We start from the raw sequence: 26,116 nt of genomic DNA, 5'->3' as shown, positions 1-26,116 counted from the left end.
AAACTCACAAAAAGTTAGGAACAACGAAATAAATTTTTCCGGGTGGTTTACATGTCGCCAGGCGCGGACTACAATCGATTTTGTTACATTGGAGTGGTTCCAAAAAGCGAGGGAAAAGCATGAAACTTGCAGAAAAAGTGAACGTCATGCGGGCAAGCGTGATGGGGGCCAATGACGGTATTTTGTCGGTGGCCGGGATTGTCATTGGGGTGGCCGGCGCCACGAGCAACAGCTATGCGATTTTACTTTCCGGGTTGTCAGGCATGCTCGCCGGCACGGTGTCGATGGCGATGGGAGAATATGTCTCGGTCAACAGCGAACGGGACGGCCAGCGCCAGGCGATTGCGCGGGAAAGTCGCGCGCTGGATAACGATTACCAAGGTGAGTTTGACTTTATCCAGCACAAGTACGAGCAAACCGGCATTTCACCTGCCCTCGCCAAGCAAGCCACGCATGAGATGCTCACTCGCGACGCGTTGAACATTGCAGTGCGTGAACGCTACGGCTTTGATCTCAACGAAAAAGCCAGCGCCGTCGCGGCCGCCCTAGCTTCCATGATTTCTTTTCCGACCGGCTCGATTTTGCCCCTGGTCGCCATCTCGGTGTTTCCACCAGCCATTAAAGTCATCGCGACCGTCATTGCGGTGATGATTGCCTTGTCCTTGACGGGCTACACCGCGGCGGCTTTGGGCCATGCCAACCGCGGGAAGGCCATGGGCCGCAATGTGGTCGCTGGCGTGTTGACCATGGCAGTGACTTACGGCATTGGGACGTTATTCGCGTATTAAGCGCTAATGGTTGGTCGGCATTTTTAGCAGAAAGCGGCGGTGAGCATGAAAGCAATCGTGAAACCAAAAACCAAAACCCAGCAGACCATGGCCGAGCGCGCCAACACCTTGCGCGCCGGGGTACTCGGGGCCAATGACGGCATTTTGACGGTGGTCGGGGTGCTGTTTTCTGTCGCGGCAGCCACGACCAATCAGTTCACGATTTTTATCGCGGGCTTGTCGGATCTGCTGGCGTGCGCGTTTTCCATGGCCAGTGGTGAGTATGCCAGTGTCAGCTCCCAAAAAGACACGGAGCAGGCTGTGGTCGCGCAGGAATCTGAGCTGCTCAAAACCGATTGGGCTGGCGAACGCCAAGCGGTGATCGACTATTATGTCGCGCGCGGTGTGACAGCAGCGACAGCGGGTCAAATCGCCGATCAGCTGCTGGCAGAAGATGCGCTAGGCACGGTGATTCGGGTCAAGTTCGCCTTGAAAAAAGGCCACTACATGAACCCGTGGTATGCGGCGTTTTCATCGCTGGTGTCGGCGGCCAGTGGCGGCATTTTCCCGCTGTTCGCGATGACGGTGCTCCCAGTGGGCTGGCAGTGGCCAGGGACGATTGTTGCGGTGCTACTGTCGGTGTCGTTAACTGGTTATCTGGCGGCCAAATTCGGCGACGGGCTGGTGAAAACCGCGATGATCCGCAACATCATTGTCGGTATTATCACCATGATCATTCACTACGCCATCGGGCAGCTGATGTGATTTTATGCAAGCAAAAGCCGCATCGGCGTCGATGCGGCTTGTTTGATTCCAGGGTTCTACTCATGCGGTGAGGGCCGCTAGCATGTCCTATGCGCAGTGTGCGGCGGCGTAAGCAATCATGTCGGCGTTTTGCTGATTAAGCAGCGGCGGTAAGGCGTCCAGTGGCCAGAATTTCACTTCCGTGGTTTCGTTGGCGTCGGCTTCGGCAAAACTGCCGCCGATTTGTGCGACCTGGTAAAGCATCGCAATGGTCTGGCACACATCGCCATTGGGATAGACGGTTTCGCCTTGATCGAAGACCGACAGCGGCCTCTCGATTTTGACGTCCAGGCCGCTGTCTTCTTTGTATTCGCGGATCAGCGTCTGGGCAAAGGTTTCGCCGTATTCCATGTAGCCGCCGGGCAAGCTCCAGGTGCCGTTGTCGGTGCGATGATTGAGTAAAATCTCCCGCTTGTCGTTCAGTAGCACCCCAGCAGAGCAGTTCAAAATCAAGGGCATGTGCCCGACGAGCCCGCGAATGCGTTTGATGTAGCCGTATGTTTCTGGCATAAAGCACCATCCTTTCGCTTTCAGAATACACTAGCCGTCAGGGCGGCACAAGACCGACTAGCCGGTAAAGAAATCGCTTTCGGTTGGCTCGGCCGCAGCTCCCAATTACAGAAAATAGGGCTTAGCACTTTCCTTTCCCTGCAAAAGTTGGCATAATGATGGGGTGTCAAGACATCATAGACAGCATGGGAGGAAAACAGAATGAAAAAACGCACAAGCCGCTGGCTGGCGTTCGCTTTGGGGTTATTGTTGACAGTGGGGCTGGCTGGCTGCGGGGGTAAGCAGCAGGCGAAAGCCGACACGCCAGTGAAAATTACGTACTGGCATCGCATGACTGGCTCATGGGATAAGGCCCAGCAAAAGCTGATCGATGAATTCAATCAGTCGCAAAAAGACTACAAGGTCGTGGCCACCTCGCAAGGCAGCTATGACGCCTTGCAGCAAAAGCTGATGGCAGCGGCGAAGTCCAAAACGCTGCCGGTGATGGCGCAGGCGCCATACACCAACATCGGTGACTATGTGAAAAATGACTTTTTGATTCCTTGGGATAGTCAGATGTTAGACGGGGCTAACAAACTTTCGGCGAGCGCCAAAGCCGATATTTTTCCGAGCTTCCTCGCCGCCGGCAAGTACGAAGGCAAATACTATGGCTTGCCATACTCGGTTTCCACCCAGGTGCTGTTCTACAATCAGGACCTAATGACCAAATATAACCTGACCTTGCCGAAGACCTGGGCGGATCTGCAGGCCATGGGCCCGAAGCTCAAAGCCGCTGGCCTGGGCGTGATTGCTACGGATCAGTCCTACGACGTGCAGCTGGAAGGGATGGCGAAGCAAGCCGGCCACCAGCTGATTACGCCAGCGAAAAAGGCTAACTTGAATGCACCAACGACGCTGCAGGCTGTCGATACCATTTTGAACATGCGCAAAGAGGGGTACCTCGTGACCGCCGGAAACGATTACTACTTCGACGTGGCCTTCACTCAGGGTAAAACCGTGTTCGGCATTGGCAGCTCCAGTTCGATCGGTTCGGTGCAAAGCGAAGCCCCAAAGAGCATGCACTGGGGCACTGCCATCATTCCAAGCTTCGCCAATGGCTCCACCGCGGCGCCACTGAACGGCAATGACAACGTGCTGTTCAAAGGGGCGACCAAGCAACAACAGGCTGGGGCGTGGGCTTTCCAGAAGTTCTTGCTCAAGCAGGCTAACACCGCTCAGTGGGCCATTAAGTCCGGTTATGTGCCGGTAACTAGGAGCGGGCTGGCGTCTGCGGCCTATCAAAAGTACCTGAAGGCCAATCCGACCTTCAAGGCTGCAGGGGAGGCGGCAGATGATGCCTTTGCCTCAACCGTGTTTGCTGGTTACGGCGATTATCGCAATGACCTGATGGACACCGTGGATGTCACCGTGACGAAGGGGACAGCAGGAAAAACCGCCTTTGATGCGTTGCAGCAACAAACGGAGAAGATTTTAAAAGCTAATTAAGTGGTTTCACGTGAAACAAAGAAGCCCTTAACAACCTTTCAACTGAACTGTTCGGCCGCTTGCTATCACAGAAGCGGCCTTTTTGTTGGCATTCGCCTTAAATTGGCACGCTTTTTGCGTATAACAAATAAGAGGTGAGCAAAGTTGACGAAAATGGCAGAGCTACTTGTGACTGATTATGGCGTCAAAACCGACGCAGCGGCTGTTCAAACTAGGGCCTTTCAGGCAGTGCTAGATGCGTGCCGTGATCTTGGCGGTGGTACGGTGGTTGTACCAGCAGGGCGGTTTGTGATTGGCAGTATTCGGCTGTACAGCAATACGCGGTTATTGCTCAAAACCGGTGCCCTGATTAAAGGGTCCACCAACCTGGCTGATTACCAGACCTTTGGGGAGGAGCCAGATATCGCGTATTTGCACGCTGACTACTATATTCAAGCCTGGCATTTGCCCCCGTATTATTTTCATGCGCTGATTGCCGCGTACGATGCCACCGCCATCACGATTGAGGCCGAACCAGGGGCCATCATTGATGGGCAGGATGTGTTTGATTCGGCTGGTGAAGAATCGTTTCGTGGACCCATGGGCATGGTGTTCGCCAGAGTCTCAGGGTTAACGCTCAAGGGCTATACCATTCAAAACGCCGCGAACTGGGCGCATGTGATTGCGCGGTGCAAGGACGTTCAGATTAATGGCGTGACGGTGCTGGGCGGCCATGATGGCTTTGATTTGCATCACTCGCAGGCCATTGAAATTGGGCAGTGTGTCATCAAGTCCGGTGACGACTGTCTTGCCGGCTATGACATCACCGATTTGACGGTGCATGATACGGTTTTGAATACGGCGTGCAACAGCCTGCGCATTGGTGGGCGCCAGCTAAAGGTGACACGCTGCTTGTTTACCGGGCCAGGCGAATACTCGCATCGCAGTGAAAATACTCATGATACCCATGCCATGGTGAAATGGTACGCGATGGCGGCTGATGTTGCCGTCGAATCCACGACTTTTGAGATTAGCGACTCGGTCATGTTCCGGGCCCGGAATCTGGTCACCTACACCTATGGCGACAAGGTCATCATGCAAGATGGGCAACCTTTGCGTGTGCTCAGCTTGGTGGGGGATGTGATTGGCCAGCTTGAGCAGACGTCCAAATTCTTCGGTCATGGCCGGCCTGTTCAGTTGAAGCTCAGCCAGTGTCGGGTGACCCCGCCAAGCGGTCAGCCTTTGCTCCAGATTGATGATGCGGCGGTCGTTGTGCTTGACGATGTGACTTTGACTGCACCGACGACGATTCACCGGCGTGGTCAGCCGGCGGTCGCGTTAAGCGGCCATATCGAGCACCAGGTCATTTAGACGGCTTGAGCTTTTGAATCCACTTCCTGAAGGCGGTAGAATAAACCTGAAAGAAGATGTTAAATCATGAAAATCACTGTTTTAGGGGTCGGCGGCATGGGCAGCCGGTTTGCCTTGATGCTGCACCAAGCGGGCAATGATGTAACGCTGGTTGACGGCTGGCAAGCCAACATTGACGCCATTCGCCAAGATGGCATTCAGGCCAATTTTAACGGCCAGGCCGTCAGTGCCAAGATGCCAATTTATTCCCCAGCTGAAATCGAAAAAAGTGGCGTGCAAGCTGATTTGATTGTCGTCTTCCTCAAGTCCAACCAGTTGAAGACGATGTTCGATCAGGTCAAAGCGTTGATTCATCCGGATACTTACGTGCTTTGCTTGCTTAATGGCATCGGCCATGAAGATGTTTTGGAGCAATACGTGGCCAAGGACCATCTCATTCTTGGGATTACCATGTGGACTGCCGGCATGACCGGTCCGGGCCATGTGGAACTGGTAGGGGATGGCGAAGTCGAGCTGCAAAACTTCGCGCCAGCGGGTAAAGACTTTGCGCTACAAGTGGTCGATGTCTTTGACAAAGCCGGTTTGCATCCAAAATATAGCGAGAACGTGAAGTATGCCATCTGGCGTAAAGCCTGCGTCAACGGCACGTTGAACTGCCTGTGCGCACTGCTGGATTGCAATATCGGCCAGTTCGGCAAGACTAAGGAAGCGCCTGACCTACTGCACACGATTATCGCTGAATTTGCTGCGGTAGCGGCCAAGGAAGGCGTTAAGCTGGATCAAACCGAAGTCTACAATCACGTCGCGGCCACCTTCACTGCGAATATTGCCGATCACTATCCTTCCATGCACCAAGACCTCGTGCAACATCACCGTTTGACCGAAATTGACTTTATCGATGGCGCGGTAGCGCGCAAAGGCGCGAAGTATGGCATTCCTACGCCATACTGCAAGCTGTTGACACAGTTGGTTCACGCCAAAGAACAACTGATTGGCGCAAAATAGGATTGAAAAAGGCGGCTGACATTTTCGTCAGTCGCCTATTTGTATGCCAGGATACTAGTTAAAAGTGTCGTATTCGGTTGCCATCACCTTAAACATGTGCCGCCAGTGGGGCCACCACTGTTCGTATTGCGCAGCCACCTCAGGATTTGGCGCATAATGCGCGAAATCACTCGGTTCTTGGTTGATTTGCGCCAGCGAGTTCCAGCGGCCCAAGCCCAGTAGGCCAATGGCGGCGGCCCCGCGTGCGGAGCTTTGCCCGCCATCCAGCACCTTTAGCGGCCGGTTCAAAATATCAGCGGTCAACTGGCACCAAAACGGACTTTGGGCGAAGCCACCGGCGGCAAACAGTGGCGCGTCGTTGCCCGTCAGCTGCAGCTTTTGATCAACTAGCTTGAGGTTAAATAGCATGCCTTCTACTGCCGCACGAATGAGGTCGGCGCGGGTGTGCTGAGCGGTTAAGCCGAGGTAGCTACCAAAGGCGTTGGAGTCCCATAACGGGGCCCGTTCGCCGTGCAGATAAGGCAGGAACACCAGATGATGCGCATTCGCCGGTGCCTCAGCGGCCTCAGCCAAAAGCGCAGGATAGTCGGCTTCCTGACTCGGATCAAAGACTTGCTGCAGCCAGTTCAGGACGTTGCCGCCATTGTTGACTGGGCCACCGTTGACCCAATAGCCTGGGGTCAAGTAGTAGCTGAAGGTTTGGCCGCTGGGGTCCAGCTGCAGGGCATGCAGCGTGGTGCGCAAGGCGGCGGAAGTGCCGATGGTCAGCGTTTCGTCACCAGGGCGAATCGCGCCGAGACCTAGGTTACTCAACGGCCCATCCGTCGCGCCGAGCACTAGCGGCAGACCGGCGGGCAAGTTGAGCAGTGAGGCACCATCCGCAGAAAGTGGCACATGCGCTGTAGTTTCAACCAGCGTCGGGAGCTGTTTGGCTTCGACGCCAGCCCGCGCCAGCAAAGCCGAGGCCCAGGCTATATTTCCCGGGAAAAATAACCCAGTGGCATTGGCGGTGCTGTAATCCATGACATATTGCCCAGTTAAAACGGCAAAAAGATAGCTCTTGAGGTCGAGCACATGCGCGGCCCGCGCCACCAGGCCGGGCTGCGTTTGGTTCAGCCAAAGCAACTTGGCAAAGGGAGTCATGGGGTGAATCGGTACGCCGGTTTGTCGCAGTAAAGCGACCGTTGCTGGTTCATGCAACTGGTCAACAATGGCGGCCGGGCGGTTGTCGGCCCAGGTCATGATTTGCGTCAGCGGCTGGTTATCTGCATCAGTCAGCACGAGGCTGTGCATGGCCCCAGAGAAGCTCAGACCAATGACTTGGGTGGCATCGACCTGCGTTAACACTTCCTGCACGCCAGCTTGCATTGCTGCCACCAAATCGGCGGGAGCTTGTTCAGCCATGCCCGGCGTGGTTTGCGCCAGCGGGTAGCCATGGTTGGCACTGGCCAAGGCGTTAGCGTTGAGGTCGTAGGCGACCACTTTCGTACTGGTGGTGCCAATATCTACTGCAATGATGGATTCTGTCATATTAACTCAATTCTTGTCGATGGGATGGCCGCCGAATTCGTTCCGCAAGGCAGCAACCACTTTACCGGTCATAGTGTCAGTGCGTTCGGAGTTGTAGCGCGCCATCAAAGCCGCAGTGATGACAGGCGTCGGGGTGTGCTGGCGAATGCCTTCCTCAACCGTCCAGGCGCCTTCCCCACTGGAGTGCATCACGCCTTTAAGCTGTTCGAGCTTCGGATCTTTAGAAAAGGCATCAGCAGCTAATGCCATCAGCCAGCCGCGAATGACACTGCCGTGATCCCACATGGCAGCGACGGCTTCATTGTCGTAGTCGAACGGCGAGTTGGCCAGCACATCAAAGCCTTCACCGATGGCCGCCATCATGCCGTATTCGATGCCGTTGTGGACCATTTTCAAATAGTGACCGGAACCGGCGGGACCAGTGTAGAGGTAACCACCAGGTTGAGCGATGGCTTCAAACAGGGGCTCAATCGTTGCAAACACGGCCTTGTCGCCGCCAATCATGAAGTTACCATTGGCCCGGGCGCCGGACATGCCACCTGAACTGCCGACGTCAAAGAAGTGCATTTGCTTGGCGTCAAAGGCTTCGGCTTCAGCCAGCGAATCCTGATAATAGGAATTCCCGCCATCGATGATGCGGTCACCAGCCGTCGCCAGCTCACGCAAGGACTGCAGCGTGGCTTTGGTCGGCTTGCCGGCAGGCACCATCACCCAAATCAGGCGCGGGGTCTGGAGGCTTTCAATCAAGGCAGGCAGGGAATCGGTCGTGCTGACGCCTACTTCAGTAGCGCGGGTGCGGGCTTCTGGCATCAAGTCGAAGGCCTTCACCGTCAGGCCGTGGTCCTGCATGTTCTGAGCCAGGTTCAGGCCCATTTTTCCGAGTCCAATCAATCCAATTTCCATGATGTGTTTGTTTGCTCCAATCTGTGTTTGCGATAGTCGTCGTTCAAAATAGTATCACTAAAAGGGCTAGGGACGCGAATGAAGTCAGCGTAGCTTGGTGCTTCACGCTAGTTGCGCTCAAGTCGGCAACGCTCGAGCGAATAGCTACGGCAGAAGCATCAGAGCTAAAATGCAGCTTTGATGCTTCTGCCTAGGCTACTCGTCGAGCTAAAAACGCCGACTTTCGCAGCCTTACTTCGCAGCCTTGGCGCAGGCTTCAATCAACCCGTTCAGGTACTGACTGCCAAGGGCCCGGTCATACAGGCCATAGCCGGCGCGGCCGGTTTCGCCCCAGATCATGCGACCATGGTCTGGGCGGATGTAGCCGTCAAAGCCGCTTTCAGTCAGGGTGTTGATGATCTCATACATGTCGATGGAGCCTGCAGAAGAGGCGTGGGCGGTTTCGTGGAAGTCGCCGTTTTCCCCACGCTTGAGGTTGCGGGCATGCACGAATGGCACGCGGTCCAGGCCGACGAATTCGCGGATAATGGCAGGGACATCGTTGGCGGGGTCTTCGCCGAGGCTGCCGACGCACAGGGTCAAGCCGTTCATCGGGCTATCGACCATGTGAATGATGCGGTCCAGGTCGTCCCGGTTCTTGACGATGCGGGGCAGGCCGAACAAGGGCTGCGGCGGGTCGTCAGGGTGGATGGCCATTTTGATGCCTACCGCTTCGCAGGTGGGGATGATCGCAGCGAGGAAATAGCGCAGGTTTTCCGCCAAGTCCGCTTCAGTGACGCCTTCATAGGCGGTGAACAGGGTGGCGAGGTCATCAAGGCGTTCCGGTTCCCAGCCAGGCATCGGGTATTCATCATGCGCGGCTTTGGCCTTGGCAATCATGGCTTGGGCGCTGCCTTGCACCTGGGTGTGGTCGAAGGCCAAGTCTGTGGAACCGTCTGGCAACTGGTAAAACAGGTCGGTCCGGGTCCAGTCGAAAATCGGCATGAAGTTGTAGCAAATCACCTTGATGCCATACTTGGCGAGGCGTTTGATTGTGGTGATGTAATTTTCGATGTATTGATCGCGGCTAGGCCGGCCGAGCTTGATGTCTTCGTGAATGTTAACGGATTCGATGACTTCCAGTTTCATGCCGGCGGCTGCCACTTGGTGCTTCAAAGCGGCAATTTCGGCTTCTGGCCAAGCAGCGCCAGCTGGTTGGTCGAATAAGGTGCCAACGATTTGATCCACGCCTGGGAGCTGGCGAATTTGCTGTAACTTCACAGGATCGGCGTCTTCACCGAACCAGCGGAAACTCATTTTCATCGTCATTAAGCGTCTACTCCTTTGGCAAAGGCCGTGGTGTCTGGCAGGGTGCGGTTTTTGATCAGGTCACGATACCAGAGGCCCGAGCGTTTCAGCCGGCGGGCGAGATTGTGCTCGAGGTCGATTTCAACTAAACCGTAGCGATTCTTGAAGGCATTCATCGGGGACACGCAATCGGTGAAGGCCCAGAGCATGTAGCCTTCGCAGTTCGCGCCTTCGTTGACGGCCTTGATCAGCCAGTGCAGGTGTTCCTGGATGAAGTTGATGCGATAGTCGTCATTGATCATGCCGCTGTCATCGCGGAACTGGGCCTCGTTTTCAATGCCCATGCCGTTTTCACTGATGAACCACGGGAAGTTGTTGTATTCATTCTTCATGATCATGGCGAGGTCGTACATCATTGGGGGATAGATTTCCCAGCCGCGGGAGGCGTTGAACTTACGCCCAGGCAGGACAAAATCGTCGTAGTACTTACGCGGATTGAAGGCGGCTTGCGGATTCCACAGGTGCTCTGGTTCCTTAACGCGCGCCGGGAAGTAGAGGTTCAGGCCAATCACGTCGATGGTGTTCGCCGCAATGATGCCATCGTCTTGTGGCTCCGCCTTAAACTGGATGTCGTTGTGATCCAGCAGGGTCAACAGTTCATGGCTGTAGTGACCTTTAAGCAGCGGATCGACAAACAGGCGGTTGTGGAAGAGGTCATAGGCGTGTGCGGCGTCAACGTCGGGTTGATAACCGGCGGCGCGGGGATAGGCGAATTCCCAGTTGTGGATGATGCCCACGCGGCCCGGTAGTTCCATGGCGCGGTAAGCTTTCACCACCAGCGCGGTGGCGAGAACTTTGTGGTAGTTACACTGCATCCATTTTTGCGGGTTGAGATCATGTGGATAGCGCACGCCGTCGAGGTGGATGCGGGTCTGCGGGACAATCGGTTCGTTGAAGGTGAACCAGTCGCAGACCCGGTCGCCATAGCGCTTGAACAAAATGCGGGCGTATTCAACGAACAGCCGGACTACTTCGCGAGAATTCCAGCCACCGAACTTATCCTGCAGGAATTGTGGCACTTCATAGTGTTCCATCGCAATCATTGGCTTGATGCCGGCAGCGAGTAAGGCGTTGATCACATCATCAATGTGCTGGGCGTAGTCTTCATCGACGGTGAGCTTTTCGTAGTCGGTGAAAAAGCGACTCCAGTTAATCGAGGTGCGGTAGGTCTTGAGGCCAATTGCCTTCATCAAATCGATATCTTCTTGATACCGGGTCATGAAGTCGGTGGCCACATCGGGCCCTTTGCCATTGTGCCAAACGAAATACTCGTTTTTATACCAATCATCCAAGTAGGAATCTTGGCCCGGCTTTTTGCCTTTCCAACCTTCTGTTTGCCAGGCGGAAGAAGCGGCGCCTAATTGAAATTGTTCAGGAATTTGCATGAAGTCCTCCTATATAAAGGCTGCGTGACGGGGAAATGAGAAACGGACCTGACGTTGTCGGTCAGATCCGCCTTAGTTTGCGAGTGAAAATTAGGCCTTAGCGTCGGCTTGATCGGCGGCATCGGCAACATCTTGAGCGAGGTTGCGCTGATTATTCGCGATTTTGACGAATGGCAGGTAAATCAGAATGGAAACGAGGATGCAGACCACCTGAGTGGCGACCGCGCCCCAGCTCCCGCCAGTCGCTAAGAAGCCAGAAATCAGTGGTGGTGTTGGCCATGGCGTGTAAACGTAGGCTTTGGCCGCAAACCCAGTGATGGTGGCGATGTAGCCGATGGTCCCAGTGACCAGTGGGGTGATGACAAACGGAATCCCTAAGATTGGGTTCAGGACGATTGGCATCCCGAAGATGACAGGTTCGTTAATGTTGAACAGCCCAGGGATGAAGGACAACTTGGCGATGGCCTTGAAGTCTTCCCGCTTGCTGACCATGAAAATGGCAATCAACAAACCAATGGTTAACCCGGACCCACCCATGCTCATATACATATCCCAGAAAGGCATGGTGATGACGTTTGGCAGTGGCTTGCCAGCAGCGAAGGCTTCGGTGTTGGCGGTGATGGCCGCAATCAGCAGCGGTTCGCGGATCGGTTTGATCATCTGGTTGCCGTGAATCCCGATCAACCAGAAGACTTGGGAAACCAGCATCAGCAGCAAGATCCCAGGCAGGCCTTGCACGACGTTTTGCAGTGGTTGTTGCACCAAGCTGTAAATAATGTCGAACAGGGACATACCAGTGGCCAGGTTGACCAGGAAGCTACCCAGAGCAATGATGGCCACGGTGAACATGGTTGGGAATAAAGCGGAGAAGCTGACCGACACGTTACTTGGCACACTGTCAGGCATGGTGATGATCAAGGCTTTACGATGCCGCAACCAGTTATAAAGTTCAACGGAAATGATGGCAATGAACATCCCAAGGAACAGGCCCTTAGTATCGGTATATTGCTTGGCGAAAACATCCGTAACCGCAATCGTCTTATTATTGCTGGTGACAAAGTTATAAATAGAAGGGTTGATGCTGACATAACTCATGAGGGCGATGACGCCAGGGAAGTAACCCTCGATGTGATTGCGTTTCCCCATTTGAATCCCGATCAGGAACACGGCATAAATAGTGAAGAAACTCAGCGTAGCATAGTTGATGGCGGCAGTGATTGGCTTGAATGCGACCAACCAGTGCAAGGCTTTGATCTGCGCCAGCCCATTGACGTCATCGAAGACCATGCTGGAAAACAAAGTCGCAAAGGCCCCGGTGATAATGATCGGGATCAAAGAGTAGAATGATTCCTTAATCGCGGAGATGTACTTGTTGTTGTTCACAACCAGCGCAGCGCGGTTAAGACCATTGATGATCTTGTCTTTCATTGTACTTTTTCCTCCAAACTGATATATTAGTATATGAATACGATTTCATCATAACGAGACAGGCCTCCTTTGTCAAATAAAATTTGAGAAAGCGTTACAATATGAGGGCAGTCATCCGTTTGACGACCGAAAAGTGAGGGACTAACGTGCAAAATCCAGCCGGTAACATGCAAACCACCGCCTACGACCAACTGCGCGACATGATCATCCATGCCGAGCTTATTCCAGGCGAAAAAATTAGCGAAGCTGCTTTAATGACGCAGCTCAGACTGGGCCGCACGCCGCTGCGCGAGGCCATGATTCAGTTGCGCCAACAAGGCTTGGTGGAAATGATTCCCCAAAGCGGGACTTATATCACCAAAATTGACCTCACCGTCGCCGAGGACGCTCGCTTCGTGCGAGAAGTGCTGGAGCGGCGGATTGTTAAAGAGGCGATTCAGGCCCACAGCGCCACGCTGCTCACCACGCTGAAAAGTCTGATTGCCCAGGCTGAGGTGATGTCCGAAACCCGCGACCCACGCGCCTTTTTCCAGTTTGATAATGACTTTCACCACGCCTTGTTCCAGGCGGCGAATAAAGACACCGTCTGGCAGTGGCTTCAGAGTTTGAACATGCAGCTGGACCGCTTCCGCTGGTTGCGGCTGTCGGTGACGGCGCTGGATTGGAAGACCATTATTGCCCAGCACCAGGAGATTTTGCAGGCCGTGGCGGCTGGGGATGCGGCCGCCGGCGAAAAGCTGATTGGACAGCATTTGAAGTTGATGCTCGAAGAAGAAGGCAGTTTGCTGAAGCAGTATCCAGATTATTTTGTGGCACGGTAAAGCGTCAGGCTAATCAGCCTGGCTTTTTGTTTTCAGCTTTTCCTTGCAACCTCGCCCACAATTGCTAAACTAGTTCTAACTAGTTTTTAATGTTGGGAGGCAGGCTGATGACAGGCGACTTGAGTTTTCGCGCGGGGTTGAAGGACGTTTTGCCCACGGTGTTCGGCTATATTGGCGTTGGGCTGGCGTTTGGTGTGGTGGCGCACACCGCGCACTTATCCGTGTGGCTAGTCATGCTGATGTCCTTGATCGTGTACGCCGGGTCGGCGCAATTCGTCCTGGCCAGCATGCTGATGGCCGGTAGTCCAATCGGGGCCATGGTAGCGTCGGTATTTCTGATCAACGCCCGCATGAGCCTAATGTCGATGACCGTCGCCCCTTATCTCAAAAAAGAATCCTTAACCCAAAATGTGCTGATTGGCAGCCTGCTCACCGATGAAACCTTTGCCCTGTCAATGAATAAACTGAACGCGACCAAGCGGCAGCTGAAGCCAGCCTGGTTTCATGCCGCTAACCTTGGTGCTTACCTCGTTTGGTGTGTGGCAACGATGGTGGGTGTGCTGATTGGCAACATGATTCCCGATGCCAAAACGTTCGGATTGGATTTTGCGGTGGTGGCGATGTTCATCGGGCTGCTGTACCTGCAGATGATTACCGATAAAACGCGGCCGCTGCTGCAACATCTCACCGTCGCTGGGTTTGTGGCGCTGACGATGATTGTGCTGATGCGTTTCATGCCGGGGACCTCGGCGATTTTGGTGGCAACGGTGCTGGGCTGCTTATTCGGAATGGTGGCGGTGAAGCGATGACGAAGTATATTCTATTAACCATCGTTTTAAGTGGTCTGGTCACCTGGTTGCTGCGGGTCGTGCCGTTTGTACTGGTGAAAACCACCACGCTGCCGGCAGCAGTAGTGCGGTTTTTGAGCTTCGTGCCGGTCGCCATTTTGACGGCGATTTTTGTGGAAAGTCTGTTGGTGTATCGCCCTGGTGCCTGGCCGGGGATCAACTGGGAAAATCTCTTGGCCTCGTTGCCGGCAGTGGTGACTGCGGTCATCACCAAGAGCCTGCTGGCGGTGGTGCTGGTGGGCGTCATCGCGATGGCCGTGATTCGGCTGCTTGGCTGGGGATAGCCAGCCGCGATTCAAAAACAACCTTCATCAACTCGACTGCGAGCGATGAAGGTTATTTTGATTCGCGCTTAATGGCGGCGTAAGCGGCTAAGGCCGAAGAGGCTAATCAGCAAAGCACTGCCGGCTAACGCCACTAGCGGGTTGGCTTTGTCGCCGGTGGCTGGTAGGCGTTTGGTTGCCGTTGCTTGCCGCGATGATCGGGATGGCTCAGCTGTTTTTGCGGTATTAGTGCTTGGCGCCGGCGTTGGGACTGGCGTGGGCTTAGGCGTCGGTTTTGGATCGGGCTTTGGTTCTGGTTTTGGGTCGGGTTTAGGATCCGGTTTTGGATCTGGACCTGGCTCTGGATCCGGCCCTGGTTCTGGATCCGGACCGGGTTCTGGGTCAGGGCCGGGTGTGGGCTCGCTTTGGCCAATGATTTTAAACGTCTGGCCCTGCGAGTAGCCCGTCATCTGGCCACCGTCTGTGCGATGAAAGCTGATATTGGCAAATACATAGCTGTCGGTATCACCGGTGACGGTTAATGTGAACGGGATGGTGAACGTCCCGCTAGGCGCAGTTGGATCGGGCGCAGTGGCTTGGCCAGTGACAATTTTCACTGCAGGATTATTGCTCAAAATGATGAGTGAATCCAGCGGCAACGCCCCGGTGAGGCCGTAGTAACTGACAATGAGTTCGCCCTGGTAGGTCTGGCCAGCGACTACTTCGGCGATGTCCGACTGGTGGCTTTGCCCATCCAGCATAAAGGTGAAATTACCGACTTCAAAGCCTGAACTGGCTGGTTGAACGCTGGCGGTGGTGGCGGCAGCAACTGGCTCAGCTGCTGCCCAGGTAGCGGTAGTGAGGCCGAGACAACTGGTTGTGGCCAAAATCACGAAATATTTATTCAAAAAAGTATCCCCCTTAACGCAGGCATTATACAAGTAAAACCAACATTTATCAGCAATATACTTAAATTATTATCTAACGCTGGTTGAATTCTAATGCCTTTTTATAAATAGGTTTTTTAAGCCCGATAAAGTTTGCGTTTCCGCGCGATAATTTTGCGCTACACTGAAGGCAACGCATCATGCGTAGGAGGCTATCATCATGCAACTCATCATCAAGCAGCTTCACACCGAATTAACCACCGAAGCCACGTTAACCGCTTATTTAGCCGACAACTCGCCGGAGATTGAGCCAGCGCGCGTGCGGCCGGCAGTGCTCATCTGTCCTGGCGGCGGCTACGAGTTTGTGTCCGATCGCGAGGCTGAACCCGTGGCACTGCGGCTGCTGGCGGCGGGGTATCAGGCCCTAGTGTTGCGCTACAGTGTCGGCCAGACGCATCCGTACCCCGCTGCACTGCTGGAGCTGGCCACGGCGATGCAACTGACGCGCCAGAATGCGGCTGCTTGGCACATCAATCGTGATCAGATTGTGGTGGCTGGTTTTTCCGCCGGCGGGCATTTGGCTGGCAGCTTGGCTACCGGTTGGGATGGCCCCCTCTTGAAACGGTATGGTTTCAAAGCGCCTGAGATTAAGCCGAATGCGCTGATGCTAGCCTATCCCGTGATTACGGCGGGTGAGTTCGCTCATCGCGCCTCTTTCCTTAACCTGTTGGGGCCGAACCCGACTGATGCCGCGCTCGCCGCAGTCTCATTGGAGCACCAAGTCACGCCGACCACGCCGCCGACTTTCCTGTGGGCCACCGTAACGGATGATACTGTGCCGGTAGAAAACACGCTGCTTTTCGCCAACGCGTTGCAGGCTCACCACGTGTCCTTTGAACTTCATCTGTTCCCAAGTGGCGGGCATGGCTTGAGCTTGGCGACACATGAAACCTACAGCCAGCGCAACGCATACGGCATTGAACCAGTCGTGGCGCAGTGGGTGGCACTGTTTACCAAATGGGTCGATACGCAGTTTAACCGCGGGCCATTTGTCGCTTGAGCTTTGTATTTCCCGGGCAATTTCGCTACAGTAAAGTTATCCCAACCTGATGGAGGTTATCACGATGATTACAATGGCTTATATTGGCAACGGCAAGGCGACCAATCGCTATCACCTGCCGTTTTCTCAGCAAGTCGCCGGTCTGAAGATCAAAACAATCTATGCGCGCCATGATAATTCACCATGGCCCAAGCAGCCCGGCATTGCCTATACGACAAACATCGACGACATCTGGAACGACCCCGAAGTAACCCTGGTGGCCATTACCACGCCGCCGGCTGCCCATTACGAGCTGGCGATGGCGGCGTTGACCCATGGTAAAAACGTGCTGCTAGAAAAGCCGTTTACCGAAACCGCGGCGCAGGCGAAGGAGTTGTTTGCTTTTGCCAAAAAGCAGGGTCTACTACTGGAAGGCTATCAGAACCGGCGCTTTGACTCTGACTTCTTGACCGTGCAAAAGGTGATCGAATCAGGCAAGCTCGGCCAGATCTATGAAGTCGAAAACAATTTTGACTACTACCGGCCGCAATCTTCCGAGCAGAGTAACGGCTACTCGCGCTTGGGTAGCTTCCTATATGGTCACGCCGTGCACACGGTGGATCAGGTGCTGTCCTACTGGGGCGAACCAGAGTCGATTCAATATGACGTGCATCAGATGCTAGGCCCGGGCCACGACGCGGATTACTTCGATCTTGATTTGCATTATCCCAAGGGCCTGAAGATTTCGGTGAAGTCCAGTCACTTCCGTCTGATTTATCGGCCGTCCTTTGTGGTTTACGGCACGCGCGGGCGCTTCCTGAAGCAGGAAACCGATCAGCAAGAGGCGATGATGAAGAAATTCTACATGCCAAGCCCTGATCACCCTGATTTTGGCGTTGATACGCCGGACCAGTACGGGCTTTTATCATATATGGATGAGGCCGGCCAATTTCACGAAGAAAAAGTGGTTTCGGCAGTCGGCGGGTATCAATATTTCTATGAAGCATTGGTTAAAACCCTGACGGCAGGCGCCCCGCAAGTGGTGACGCCGGAGCAGACGATTAAGCTGATGGAAATTCTGGAAACAGGGGCCGAGCAGCTGGAAGCAACGCTGTAATACATTTGTTTTGAGATGAGAGTCATCCTGACCGCAGTGGATGCGAGGGGGTTGGCTTTTTTCTAACTCAAAAGGCTAATCATCAGGCTAAGACCGGCCTTACGCCACAGCCTTTATAGTTGCGCTCACGAAGGCAACGCCGGAGTGATTAGCTACGCCAAGCACCTTGAAGCCAAGCCCGGGCTTCAATGCGCTTGGCTAGGCTAATCATCCGGCTAAAAGCGCCTTCGTTCGCAGCCTCGAAATCAGTCCCGAGTCCTGTTGCTTTGCGCTTTTGGTTTGGTTAAAATATGAGATACGAGCAGGAAAACTCTGCCAAATTTATGAGAAAAAGGATGATGATATATGGACGATCCCGGTGAACATAGGCCGATGACCCATTTAGACGTAACTACCCTTCAACAAGAACTCGATGTGCCTGATTTAGAGGCTGGCTTAACCAGCGAAGAGGCACAAAAGCGTTTGGCACAAAATGGGCCGAATGCGTTGGAGTCGCACACGACACCTAAATGGGTCATTTTCATCCGTCAGTTCAACAGCCTGATCATTTATATTTTGATTGGGGCCGCCGTGCTGACGACGGTGATGGGGCACATGACCGATACGATCATTATTGCCCTGGTCATTATTATCAATGCGATCATCGGTTATTCGCAGGAGAGCAACGCCAGCAACGCGCTTGAAAAAATCAAGCAGATGCTGGCCCACACCGCCACGGTTTACCGCGATGGCGAACGCGTCGATATCGACACGGCTGACATTGTGGTGGGCGATGTGGTGTTCCTCGAAGCTGGGGATAACGTCCCAGCTGACCTGCGCCTGTTCGACATTGATAATCTTTCGATTCAAGAAGCCGCTTTGACCGGTGAAAGTAATTCCGTGCAAAAGCAAGTTGAAGCCTTACCGGCCGAGACACCGCTGGCGGAGCAAACCAATATGGCGTTTGCGTCGACGGCGGTCGCGACAGGTTCCGGGATGGGGCTGGTCGTAGCGACTGGGAAAGATACTGAACTGGGTAAGATTTCACAAGCGGTTGCCGACGTGCGCAAAGGGAAAACCCCGATGATGCGCGAACTCGACAACCTCGGGAAAGGGATTTCGTACGGCATTTTGGCCGTGGCTGTGGTGCTGTTCGGCCTCGGTATGTGGTCGGGTCAATACACCGTGGGCACTTTGGCGCTGGCCATTGTCACCATGGTGGTGGGCTCGATGCCAGAAGGCCTGCCAGCGACAACCTCTGTGGTGTTGGCCATGGGGATGCAACAACTGGTGCGCAAGGAAAACACCATCGTCAAAACCTTGCCGGCGGTGGAAACCTTGGGCTCAGTGGATGTCATTGCCACGGATAAAACCGGGACGCTGACGAAAAACGAAATGACCATCACCCAAATCGTCACCCCTAAGCACGAATATGAAGTGTCCGGCACGGGCTACACGCCAACCGGCCACTTTACCTTGCACGGCGAAACCGTGACCCCGCAGGACCGCGCCGACTTGCGCGACTTGCTGATTGCCGGCTTTGAAGCGAACGATACGACGCTGGCGGAAATCGATGGCAAATACGAAATCAATGGTGAACCGACGGACGGCTCATTTTTAACCGCGTACTTCAAAGGTTATGAAGAAGAGCCGGAGTACGAAGAACTGGATATGCTGCCATTTGACTCGGACAACCGATACATGGCCAAGCTGATGGCACTGCCGAATGGGAAGCACCGCCTTTTCGTCAAGGGCTCACCTGATAAGGTGCTGCCGATGGCGCAGGCGGCGGACCCTGATTTTGATGCGCAGCGCTACCTGGATTTGACCAAGAACTATTCCCAAAATGGTCAGCGTGTCATCGCCGTGGCGGCGCAAACCGTTGGTGCAGAGGTGACCGAAATCACCGATGAACTGTGCACGGCCGGCGTGACCTTCTTAGGGCTGGCGGCTATCATTGACCCACCACGGGAAGAAGTTATTGAATCGATTGCCCACATGCGCATGGCAGGCGTTAAGGTGCGGATGATTACCGGGGATCACCCAGACACCGCGCTAGCGATTGCCAAAAAGCTGGGCTTGGCGGACTCGCCATCCGTGATTACCGGGACCGAGCTGGCGGCTTTAAGTGAGGCCGACCGCACCAAAGCGATGGTGGCCACGGATGTTTTCGCCCGCACCACACCGGCGGATAAGCTGGCCATCATCACGGCCTTGCAAGAAGCCGGGAATGTCACCGCCATGGTCGGCGACGGCGTGAACGACGCGCCAGCGTTGAAGAAGGCCGACATTGGGGTGGCCATGGGTCAATCCGGGACCGACGTGGCGAAAGACGCGGCGGACATGATTTTGACCGATGATAAGTTCACCACCATGGAAAAGGCAATCGCGCAAGGCCGCCGGATCTATGACAACATCAAAAAGAGTATCTTGTTCTTGCTGCCAACCAGTTTCGCGGAAGGCTTGGTCATCGCGTTTACGATTTTGACTCAAGACAACATGCCGCTGAACGCCAGCCAAATGCTGTGGATCAACATGGTTTCGGCCATCACGATTCAATTCGCGTTTATCTGGGAACCGGCGGAACCTGGCATCATGGCGCGGCCGCCGCGCTCGAACACCGCCAGCATGATGAACCTGCATGATATTGTGCAGATGATCTATGTGTCGGTGATGATTTCCGGAATCGGGCTGATTGCCCATGACTTCCTGCTGGATAATGGCTATGTCACCGCGACGGTGGCCTCCACGATGATGGTTAACATCATCATCCTGGGGAAGATTTTCTACCTGTTCAACATCCGCACCAGTGCGCCGGCGCTGTCGAAGCAGTTCTTCAAGAATCCCATGGCTTTTGTGGTCATTGGTTTGATGATGCTCCTGCAGTTCTCGATCACCTATGTGCCATTCATGCAAGATGTCTTCCGCACTGCGGGGATGTCCTGGCTGGAATGGGGCGTCGCGGTCGGCGCCGGGGTGATTACCCTGGTCGTCACCGAAGCCGACAAGCTCGTGCGGTTGGCTTATCGCAAGTGGGCGCATAAAGAGCGGGCCGTTGAGGCAGAGAAACAAGCTTAATCAATTGATTATTCAATTAGTTGATTACCTGTTATAGTGACAGCGAAGAGAAATTCCATGTCGATCACCGCATCAGGAGTAGTGACCTGGTGTAAGCCGGCGGCGGGCGTCCTTAATGGGCACCCGCTTTTTTGTTGCAATCAAAAAACGCAGCGACCAGGTTAAGTGAGACTTGGTCGCTGCGCCGTTAGTCAACGTTAACGCCGCCGCCGATGATGACCGCGGTGACGTGTGCGCTGACGTAAGTGAAGAGAAGTACCATTCGATTCACCGCTGTCCTGAAACGGTGTCAAAGCGATTGATTAAACGCTTTATATTCAAAAGCTCACTTTATCCCGGTCACATAAAACATCAACGGGTGTCCTTGAGCGGGACACCCGTTTTTGTGTACCTTATCCTGCCCCGACTTCCTCATGCAGTAGCTTGGCAATATACTCCAACGTAAACAAGCACGGCACCTGCGAGGTCACATCCTGTTCAACGTAGCTTTCCTTGGCGATATCGGTGGCAATATTGACATCTGTCAACCGCGCGACGGTGGATTGGGCGCTGTTGGTGATGGAAATCGTGTGGCTATTGCGGAAGCTCAGATTGCTCAGGTAGCTGATAATCTCCGGCGTTTCGCCAGACACGGAGAGCGCCACGACGCAAGCATGGTCGAGCAGTGCTTTGGGAAAATAGCGTTGCGGATAGGTCACCGGATCCTCAATCCGCACCGCCATGTGAAACAGCGATGAGAAATACAGCGCGCCATATTCGGCCATGACATTCGATGAGCCGACGCCGATGAACAGCACCAGTTCGCACTGCCGCAGCAGTTTGACCGCTGCTTGAATATTGCGGTCGAAATCAGGGGTGCTGACGCGGTGGAAGAAGTTGATGTACATGCCTGAATCCACTGGCGCCGGGCGGCTTTTGGCGGCTTGTTCAGTGGCGAAGAGCTTCAGCCGAATTTTGAATTCCGAAAAGCCGGCGCATTCGAATTTGTGACAAAAACGCTGAATGCTGGCGGTGCTACTGTGGGTGGCAGCCGCCAATTCGCGAATGCGCATGTAGCTGACCTGATCCAAGTGTTGCAACACGTATTTATAGATACTTAAGTCGATATCAGATAGAGCGACGGGATGATCGAGAAACAGCATAGGCAATACCTCCAACGCTATTGTACCGCGAATGATACAGGGCGTATCGCCAAAGTCACAAATACCCATTTGCCGATCAGTTGCCTATTGCCCCTTTAGGCCTAGTTGAGGCGAGTGCAACTTCGTATAGTGAAGGTATCAAAGTATGCGGAGGGAAAACATGAGCAAAAAAGCAATTAAAGTGGCCACGATTGGTGGTGGCTCGGGTTACACACCTGAGTTGGTCCAAGGGTTTTTGGATCGGTACGATGACATGCCTGTCAAGGAGCTGTGGCTGGTGGATGTGCCGGCAGGGGAAGAGAAGCTGGCCATCATTGGCGCTATGGCCAAGCGCATGGTCGCATGCGCCAACCGACCGATGAAAATCATCACCACCCTGGATCGGCGGGCGGCGCTGCAGGACGCCGATTTTGTCACCACCCAATTTCGCGTGGGGCAGCTGCCGGCACGGGTCAACGATGAAAATATTCCGCTGAAATACGGGCTGGTCGGCCAAGAAACCAATGGTGCTGGGGAGCTAATGATGGCGCTACGCTCGATACCGGTGCTGCTGGCGATTGTGAAAGAAATGACCGCGCTGTGCCCTGACGCCTGGTTGATCAATTTTGCCAATCCGGCTGGGATGATGGCCGAGGCGGTGACCCATTATACCGGCTGGAAGAAAGTCATTGGCTTGTGCAATGGCCCTGATAATATTCAGCGCGATATCGTGAATGCGTTGCAAACCACCCGGGAGCATGTTTACACCGAATTTATCGGGCTCAATCATCTTGTGTTCGCAAAGCATATTTACCTGGATGGCGCTGACGTGACGCGGCATGTCATTGATTTGGTCACCACTGAACGCCAGCGCGTCGATAATCCTGGCGTGGGCAATTGGGACCGGGACTTTCTCCAAAGCCTCGGCGTGGTGCCGATTAGCTATCTGCAATATTACTGGAAAACCAAGCAGGTGGTGGCGGAAGAAGCCCGCGCCGCCAGTCACGAAGGATCGCGCGCCGTGGTCGCTCAGCGCCTGGAGCACCAGCTGTTTGATCTATATCGTGATCCGCAGCTCAATACCGTGCCGCCGGAGCTGAAAAAGCGCGGCGGGTCGGGGTACAGTCAGGCCTCGTGCAATTTAATCTATGGGTTATACGCGGATCGGCGCGATATTCAAACCGTCAATGTGCCGAACAATGGGGCGTGCCTTGACTTGGCCCCCGACGCGGTGATGGAGTTGAATTGCGTTATCACCAGCCACGGCCCAATGCCGTTAACCGTGGGCCATTTACCCGTGGCGGCGGCCGGGATTGTGCGCGAAATGAAGGCTTTCGAGCACGTGGGGTGTGAAGCCGCTGTGACCGGCGATTACGCCACCGCCCTGAAGGCCATGACCATTAATCCGCTGGTGCATAGTGATGTCGATGCGCGGCCGCTCCTGAATGAACTGCTGCTGGCGAATGAACCGTACTTGCCGCAATTTGATTTTGCGGCATTGCGCGCAAACGGGACGCTTTAACTACCATTGATAGCAGTCGATGCTTGAGCCACACTGCACTGGCTGCGATTATTGCTTCATGCTATTTATTTCAAACGGTAGATGGTGTTAACTAGAGATTAAAAGTAAGCCGGTTTCGGAATGAATCACAGGCAGGGTGGTGAGGAGCATGCAGAGTCACGAAGCAGTTGAATTAGCCTTAAGGGAAGCCATTATTGCTGGGCAATATACCATCGGGGAAAAGCTACCGACTGAGCGCGTGTTGCTGACGCAGTTTCAGGTGTCCCGCTATGGGCTACGGCAGGCGCTAAAGGTCTTGGTTGATGAAGGCCTATTGCGCGCTGTCCAAGGCAGTGGCTACTTTGTGGAAGATCCTCGGCATCGGCAGCATCAGCAAGCGGCACAGAAAATTATCGGCGTTATCACAACGCATTTGGCGGACTACATTTTTCCGCCGATTATTTCTGGGATTGACAGCGTCGTGAGTGCCGCCGGCTACGGCCTGATGCTGAGTAATACGCATAATGAATTTGCTAATGAACAGCGGAGCTTGCTGCGCATGATTGAGACCGGTGTGTCTGGCTTGATTATCGAGCCGACGCGCAGTGCCATGACCAATCCTAATTTAGCCCTGTATCGCCGGATTGCGTTGGCGGGTACGCCAGTGGTGTTCATTAACGCCGGCTACGCTGGACTGGCAGACTTTCCGACCTTGACCGTGGATGAGGCAAGCGGCGAACGGCAGTTGGTTGAGTATTTACTTGAACAGGGCCACCGCAAGATTTTGGGGCTCTTTCAGATTGATGATCAACAAGGCGTTAACCGCATGCAGGGCTTCGTTCAAGCGTATCAAGCCAAGTTGGCAGGGGTGACGAGCGGTAATGTGATGCTTTACCAGTCAGGTGATCGCCTGGCGGAGCTTAAGGCGCGGATTCTCGACCAAGTGACAGGGGAGTTGAAACCGACTGCGATTGCTTGTTACAACGATCAACTCGCCATTCGCCTGATTTCTTGGCTCGGTGAGATTGGCTTGAAAGTGCCAGCCGATATTTCCTTGGTCGGATTTGATGATTATGAAATGAGCCGCTATCTGAACCCTGAGTTAACCACAGTGGTGCATCCGAAACGTCTGATGGGTGAGGATGCCGGTCGGGCGGTGCTGAAGGCGATTGCGCAGCAACGTCCAAGCTCACATCAATATCCGGCCAAGTTGATGCTACGCGCCTCGACCCGGGCACTCGTGTAAATTGATCCGAATTGGTTTGAAACAATTGAATTAATTTGATAGGGACGAATAAATCTCATACCTTGAAGTTGCACAAAGTGTGCAACTTCTTTTTTTATGGGTGGGAGAAACCAATGGAAAAGGCAATCAAACAAGCAATTCAAAGTGGCCGGCTGGTGTTGGGCCTGGAGCTGGGTTCGACGCGGATCAAAGCCGAGTTATTAACGGATGAATTAACGCCGGTTGCCACCGGCGCGTATGGCTGGACCAATGATTATCAAAACGGCACCTGGACCTACAGCCTGGCTCAGGTTTGGCGTGGGATCCAGGCCGCCTACCAAGCGCTGGCGACCGCTGTGAAGGCGCAATACGATTGCCAGCTGGAACAGATTGGCGCCATCGGGATTAGTGCCATGATGCATGGCTATTTGGTTTTCGGCGATGAAGATCAGTTGCTGACGCCTTTTCGGACTTGGCGCAATAACACGACGGCAGCGGCTTCAGCTGAGTTGTCCGAGTTGTTTGCCTTTAACATTCCCCAGCGCTGGAGTGTGGCACATCTTTACCAAGCAATTTTAAATGGCGAACCTGTGACTCGGATTAACACCATGACCACGCTGGCGGGCTATGTGCATTGGCAGCTAACAGGGCAAAAGGTGCTTGGCGTTGGGGATGCAGCAGGGATGTTTCCCATTGACGCGGCAACCGGTCAGTATGACGCCACGAAACTGGCGTTATTCGACGCCTTGCCTGCCGTGCAGGCACAAGGACTGCATCTCGAGCGGCTTTTGCCGACGCCGTTAAAAGCGGGTACCGTTGCTGGTTATTTGACACCGGCTGGCGCGCGCTTGCTCGATCCTAGTGGCGTTTTGCAGGCTGGTGCACTGATGGCCCCACCAGAAGGCGATGCCGGGACTGGTATGGTGGCGACTAACAGTGTGGCCATCAACTCAGGCAATATTTCGGTGGGGACTTCCGCGTTTGCCATGGTGGTTTTGCCAAGCGTCCCCAAGCACTGGGACCCTGCCATTGATCTTGTGGCGACGCCGACAGGGCAGCCAGTGGCGATGATTCACGCCAATAACTGCTCTTCTGATCTCAACGCTTGGGTCACGCTGCTGGGTGATGCCATCACCGCGGCGACAGGCATGGCGCCGAGCGACCTTTATCCCAAGCTCTTGGGGACTGTTCCTGACGCAGATGCCGATTTGGGCGGCTTGTTGGCTTTCGCAAACTTGTCAGGAGAAAACCTAACTCGAGTGGAGCAAGGGCGGCCGCTGCAGGTCCGGACGCCTAGTAGCCGGTTGACGCTACCCAATTTTATGGCCACGCAACTGTTTGCCGCTTTTGTCCCATTAAGCATTGGGATGGCGCAGCTGGAGCAGGAAGTCAGTTTGAAACAAACCGCGATGGTCGCGCAGGGCGGCCTGTTCCAGACACCGAAGATTGCGCAGCAAGTTTTGGCCGATGCCTTGGGGGTACCCATCACTGTGATGACCAACGCCGATGTCGGCGGACCGTTTGGCATGGCGGTGTTGGCCTTGTTTGCCCAGCAAGGTGGTGGTGATTTAGCGGCTTTTCTGAAGCATCGGGTCTTTCAAGCAGCGACAGGCATCACCCTAACGCCGGCGGCCAAAGGGCAGGCCGCTTATCAGCAGTTCCTAGTGCGGTATCAGCAGGCGCTGCCGCTGGCTCGGCAGGCGGGGAATTTAGTCGATTAGAC

General features: G+C 54.4%; 22 protein-coding genes. 14 read left to right on the top strand and 8 right to left on the bottom strand.

Translation table 11 applies throughout. The annotated features are described in order from the left end of the window. Window positions 1-119 precede the first annotated feature (119 nt). A complete protein-coding gene (locus tag EKM90_RS04905) occupies window positions 120-788 on the top strand; it encodes a VIT1/CCC1 transporter family protein (protein ID WP_125580271.1) in 669 nt (222 codons plus the stop codon). Window positions 789-833: 45 nt separating this feature from the next. Beyond that, window positions 834-1,532 carry a VIT1/CCC1 transporter family protein gene (locus EKM90_RS04900; RefSeq protein ID WP_125580269.1) on the top strand — a complete coding sequence of 233 codons (699 nt, stop codon included), beginning with the start codon at window positions 834-836 and terminating at the stop codon, window positions 1,530-1,532. A gap of 87 nt (window positions 1,533-1,619) precedes the next feature. Here the strand turns inward: EKM90_RS04900 and EKM90_RS04895 are convergent, their stop codons facing one another. Further along, window positions 1,620-2,081, bottom strand: a complete 462-nt coding sequence (locus EKM90_RS04895) for an NUDIX hydrolase (protein ID WP_125580267.1) — start codon at window positions 2,079-2,081, stop codon at window positions 1,620-1,622. 201 nt (window positions 2,082-2,282) lie between these two features. Between EKM90_RS04895 and EKM90_RS04890 the strand changes: the two genes are divergently transcribed. From EKM90_RS04890 to EKM90_RS04880, 3 genes are all read left to right on the top strand, one after another. Next, window positions 2,283-3,566, top strand: coding sequence for an ABC transporter substrate-binding protein (locus EKM90_RS04890; RefSeq protein WP_125580265.1), 1,284 nt, complete (start codon window positions 2,283-2,285; stop codon window positions 3,564-3,566). Window positions 3,567-3,719: 153 nt separating this feature from the next. After that, window positions 3,720-4,916 (top strand): glycosyl hydrolase family 28 protein, encoded by a 1,197-nt coding sequence (locus tag EKM90_RS04885; protein WP_225422726.1) that lies wholly within the window; start codon window positions 3,720-3,722, stop codon window positions 4,914-4,916. Between the two features lie 66 nt (window positions 4,917-4,982). Beyond that, window positions 4,983-5,921, top strand: coding sequence for a 2-dehydropantoate 2-reductase (locus tag EKM90_RS04880; RefSeq protein ID WP_125580261.1), 939 nt, complete (start codon window positions 4,983-4,985; stop codon window positions 5,919-5,921). Between the two features lie 54 nt (window positions 5,922-5,975). On the opposite strand, the gene EKM90_RS04875 is transcribed toward EKM90_RS04880, so the two are convergent. The 5 genes from EKM90_RS04875 to EKM90_RS04855 form a co-directional block, all read right to left on the bottom strand. Next, window positions 5,976-7,451 (bottom strand): gluconokinase, encoded by a 1,476-nt coding sequence (locus tag EKM90_RS04875; protein WP_125580259.1) that lies wholly within the window; start codon window positions 7,449-7,451, stop codon window positions 5,976-5,978. 6 nt (window positions 7,452-7,457) lie between these two features. Then, window positions 7,458-8,354, bottom strand: coding sequence for a phosphogluconate dehydrogenase (NAD(+)-dependent, decarboxylating) (gnd, locus tag EKM90_RS04870; RefSeq protein ID WP_125580257.1), 897 nt, complete (start codon window positions 8,352-8,354; stop codon window positions 7,458-7,460). A gap of 231 nt (window positions 8,355-8,585) precedes the next feature. Then, window positions 8,586-9,656: a mannonate dehydratase gene (locus EKM90_RS04865; RefSeq protein ID WP_125580380.1), complete on the bottom strand. Its 1,071-nt coding sequence runs from the start codon at window positions 9,654-9,656 to the stop codon at window positions 8,586-8,588. 5 nt (window positions 9,657-9,661) lie between these two features. Then, entirely contained in the window at window positions 9,662-11,086 is a 1,425-nt protein-coding gene (locus EKM90_RS04860; RefSeq protein WP_125580255.1) for a glycoside hydrolase family 1 protein, read from the bottom strand. Between the two features lie 90 nt (window positions 11,087-11,176). Further along, complete coding sequence (locus EKM90_RS04855; RefSeq protein WP_125580253.1) at window positions 11,177-12,514, bottom strand: PTS sugar transporter subunit IIC; 1,338 nt, start codon at window positions 12,512-12,514, stop codon at window positions 11,177-11,179. Between the two features lie 146 nt (window positions 12,515-12,660). Here EKM90_RS04855 and EKM90_RS04850 point away from each other — a divergent pair, with 146 nt between their 5' ends. From EKM90_RS04850 to EKM90_RS04840, 3 genes are all read left to right on the top strand, one after another. Next, on the top strand, window positions 12,661-13,335 hold the full coding sequence (locus EKM90_RS04850; protein ID WP_125580251.1) for a GntR family transcriptional regulator: 675 nt from the start codon (window positions 12,661-12,663) through the stop codon (window positions 13,333-13,335). 107 nt (window positions 13,336-13,442) lie between these two features. Next, on the top strand, window positions 13,443-14,144 hold the full coding sequence (locus tag EKM90_RS04845) for an AzlC family ABC transporter permease (RefSeq protein ID WP_125580249.1): 702 nt from the start codon (window positions 13,443-13,445) through the stop codon (window positions 14,142-14,144). Next, entirely contained in the window at window positions 14,141-14,467 is a 327-nt protein-coding gene (locus tag EKM90_RS04840; protein WP_125580247.1) for an AzlD domain-containing protein, read from the top strand. The genes EKM90_RS04845 and EKM90_RS04840 overlap by 4 nt, the downstream gene beginning before the upstream one ends. A gap of 68 nt (window positions 14,468-14,535) precedes the next feature. On the opposite strand, the gene EKM90_RS04835 is transcribed toward EKM90_RS04840, so the two are convergent. Further along, window positions 14,536-15,354 (bottom strand): LPXTG cell wall anchor domain-containing protein, encoded by an 819-nt coding sequence (locus tag EKM90_RS04835; RefSeq protein WP_125580245.1) that lies wholly within the window; start codon window positions 15,352-15,354, stop codon window positions 14,536-14,538. A 199-nt stretch (window positions 15,355-15,553) separates the two neighbouring features. Here EKM90_RS04835 and EKM90_RS04830 point away from each other — a divergent pair, with 199 nt between their 5' ends. The 3 genes from EKM90_RS04830 (at window position 15,554) to EKM90_RS04820 (ending at window position 20,546) form a co-directional block, all read left to right on the top strand. Continuing rightward, window positions 15,554-16,393, top strand: coding sequence for an alpha/beta hydrolase (locus tag EKM90_RS04830; RefSeq protein WP_125580243.1), 840 nt, complete (start codon window positions 15,554-15,556; stop codon window positions 16,391-16,393). Window positions 16,394-16,457: 64 nt separating this feature from the next. Next, on the top strand, window positions 16,458-17,489 hold the full coding sequence (locus tag EKM90_RS04825; RefSeq protein ID WP_125580241.1) for a Gfo/Idh/MocA family oxidoreductase: 1,032 nt from the start codon (window positions 16,458-16,460) through the stop codon (window positions 17,487-17,489). 345 nt (window positions 17,490-17,834) lie between these two features. Further along, window positions 17,835-20,546, top strand: a complete 2,712-nt coding sequence (locus EKM90_RS04820) for an HAD-IC family P-type ATPase (protein WP_191987465.1) — start codon at window positions 17,835-17,837, stop codon at window positions 20,544-20,546. Between the two features lie 392 nt (window positions 20,547-20,938). On the opposite strand, the gene EKM90_RS04815 is transcribed toward EKM90_RS04820, so the two are convergent. Beyond that, window positions 20,939-21,688 (bottom strand): MurR/RpiR family transcriptional regulator, encoded by a 750-nt coding sequence (locus EKM90_RS04815; RefSeq protein WP_125580239.1) that lies wholly within the window; start codon window positions 21,686-21,688, stop codon window positions 20,939-20,941. A 160-nt stretch (window positions 21,689-21,848) separates the two neighbouring features. Here EKM90_RS04815 and EKM90_RS04810 point away from each other — a divergent pair, with 160 nt between their 5' ends. The 3 genes from EKM90_RS04810 (at window position 21,849) to EKM90_RS04800 (ending at window position 26,114) form a co-directional block, all read left to right on the top strand. Beyond that, window positions 21,849-23,189 (top strand): 6-phospho-beta-glucosidase, encoded by a 1,341-nt coding sequence (locus EKM90_RS04810; RefSeq protein ID WP_125580237.1) that lies wholly within the window; start codon window positions 21,849-21,851, stop codon window positions 23,187-23,189. A 148-nt stretch (window positions 23,190-23,337) separates the two neighbouring features. Continuing rightward, the gene (locus EKM90_RS04805; RefSeq protein WP_125580235.1) at window positions 23,338-24,414 is read left to right on the top strand and encodes a GntR family transcriptional regulator; all 1,077 of its coding nucleotides are present in this window, start codon (window positions 23,338-23,340) and stop codon (window positions 24,412-24,414) included. 113 nt (window positions 24,415-24,527) lie between these two features. Next, window positions 24,528-26,114: an FGGY-family carbohydrate kinase gene (locus EKM90_RS04800; protein WP_125580233.1), complete on the top strand. Its 1,587-nt coding sequence runs from the start codon at window positions 24,528-24,530 to the stop codon at window positions 26,112-26,114. Window positions 26,115-26,116 lie beyond the last annotated feature (2 nt).

Source organism: Lacticaseibacillus suibinensis, from assembly GCF_003946175.1.
Lineage (GTDB): Bacteria > Bacillota > Bacilli > Lactobacillales > Lactobacillaceae > Lacticaseibacillus > Lacticaseibacillus suibinensis.
This window is presented reverse-complemented; position numbering and strand designations above follow the sequence as displayed.

Bases quoted from the DNA above. Each gene is read 5' to 3' on its own strand.
- EKM90_RS04860 (WP_125580255.1), bottom strand. From the start codon at position 11,086: ATGCAAATTCCTGAACAATTTCAATTAGGCGCCGCTTCTTCCGCCTGG.
- EKM90_RS04875 (WP_125580259.1), bottom strand. From the start codon at position 7,451: ATGACAGAATCCATCATTGCAGTAGATATTGGCACCACCAGTACGAAA.
- EKM90_RS04900 (WP_125580269.1), top strand. From the start codon at position 834: ATGAAAGCAATCGTGAAACCAAAAACCAAAACCCAGCAGACCATGGCC.
- EKM90_RS04890 (WP_125580265.1), top strand. From the start codon at position 2,283: ATGAAAAAACGCACAAGCCGCTGGCTGGCGTTCGCTTTGGGGTTATTG.
- EKM90_RS04805 (WP_125580235.1), top strand. From the start codon at position 23,338: ATGCAGAGTCACGAAGCAGTTGAATTAGCCTTAAGGGAAGCCATTATT.
- gnd (WP_125580257.1), bottom strand. From the start codon at position 8,354: ATGGAAATTGGATTGATTGGACTCGGAAAAATGGGCCTGAACCTGGCT.
- EKM90_RS04865 (WP_125580380.1), bottom strand. From the start codon at position 9,656: ATGAAAATGAGTTTCCGCTGGTTCGGTGAAGACGCCGATCCTGTGAAG.
- EKM90_RS04885 (WP_225422726.1), top strand. From the start codon at position 3,720: ATGGCAGAGCTACTTGTGACTGATTATGGCGTCAAAACCGACGCAGCG.
- EKM90_RS04895 (WP_125580267.1), bottom strand. From the start codon at position 2,081: ATGCCAGAAACATACGGCTACATCAAACGCATTCGCGGGCTCGTCGGG.
- EKM90_RS04820 (WP_191987465.1), top strand. From the start codon at position 17,835: ATGGACGATCCCGGTGAACATAGGCCGATGACCCATTTAGACGTAACT.
- EKM90_RS04810 (WP_125580237.1), top strand. From the start codon at position 21,849: ATGAGCAAAAAAGCAATTAAAGTGGCCACGATTGGTGGTGGCTCGGGT.
- EKM90_RS04815 (WP_125580239.1), bottom strand. From the start codon at position 21,688: ATGCTGTTTCTCGATCATCCCGTCGCTCTATCTGATATCGACTTAAGT.
- EKM90_RS04855 (WP_125580253.1), bottom strand. From the start codon at position 12,514: ATGAAAGACAAGATCATCAATGGTCTTAACCGCGCTGCGCTGGTTGTG.
- EKM90_RS04825 (WP_125580241.1), top strand. From the start codon at position 16,458: ATGATTACAATGGCTTATATTGGCAACGGCAAGGCGACCAATCGCTAT.
- EKM90_RS04800 (WP_125580233.1), top strand. From the start codon at position 24,528: ATGGAAAAGGCAATCAAACAAGCAATTCAAAGTGGCCGGCTGGTGTTG.
- EKM90_RS04905 (WP_125580271.1), top strand. From the start codon at position 120: ATGAAACTTGCAGAAAAAGTGAACGTCATGCGGGCAAGCGTGATGGGG.
- EKM90_RS04880 (WP_125580261.1), top strand. From the start codon at position 4,983: ATGAAAATCACTGTTTTAGGGGTCGGCGGCATGGGCAGCCGGTTTGCC.
- EKM90_RS04830 (WP_125580243.1), top strand. From the start codon at position 15,554: ATGCAACTCATCATCAAGCAGCTTCACACCGAATTAACCACCGAAGCC.
- EKM90_RS04845 (WP_125580249.1), top strand. From the start codon at position 13,443: ATGACAGGCGACTTGAGTTTTCGCGCGGGGTTGAAGGACGTTTTGCCC.
- EKM90_RS04840 (WP_125580247.1), top strand. From the start codon at position 14,141: ATGACGAAGTATATTCTATTAACCATCGTTTTAAGTGGTCTGGTCACC.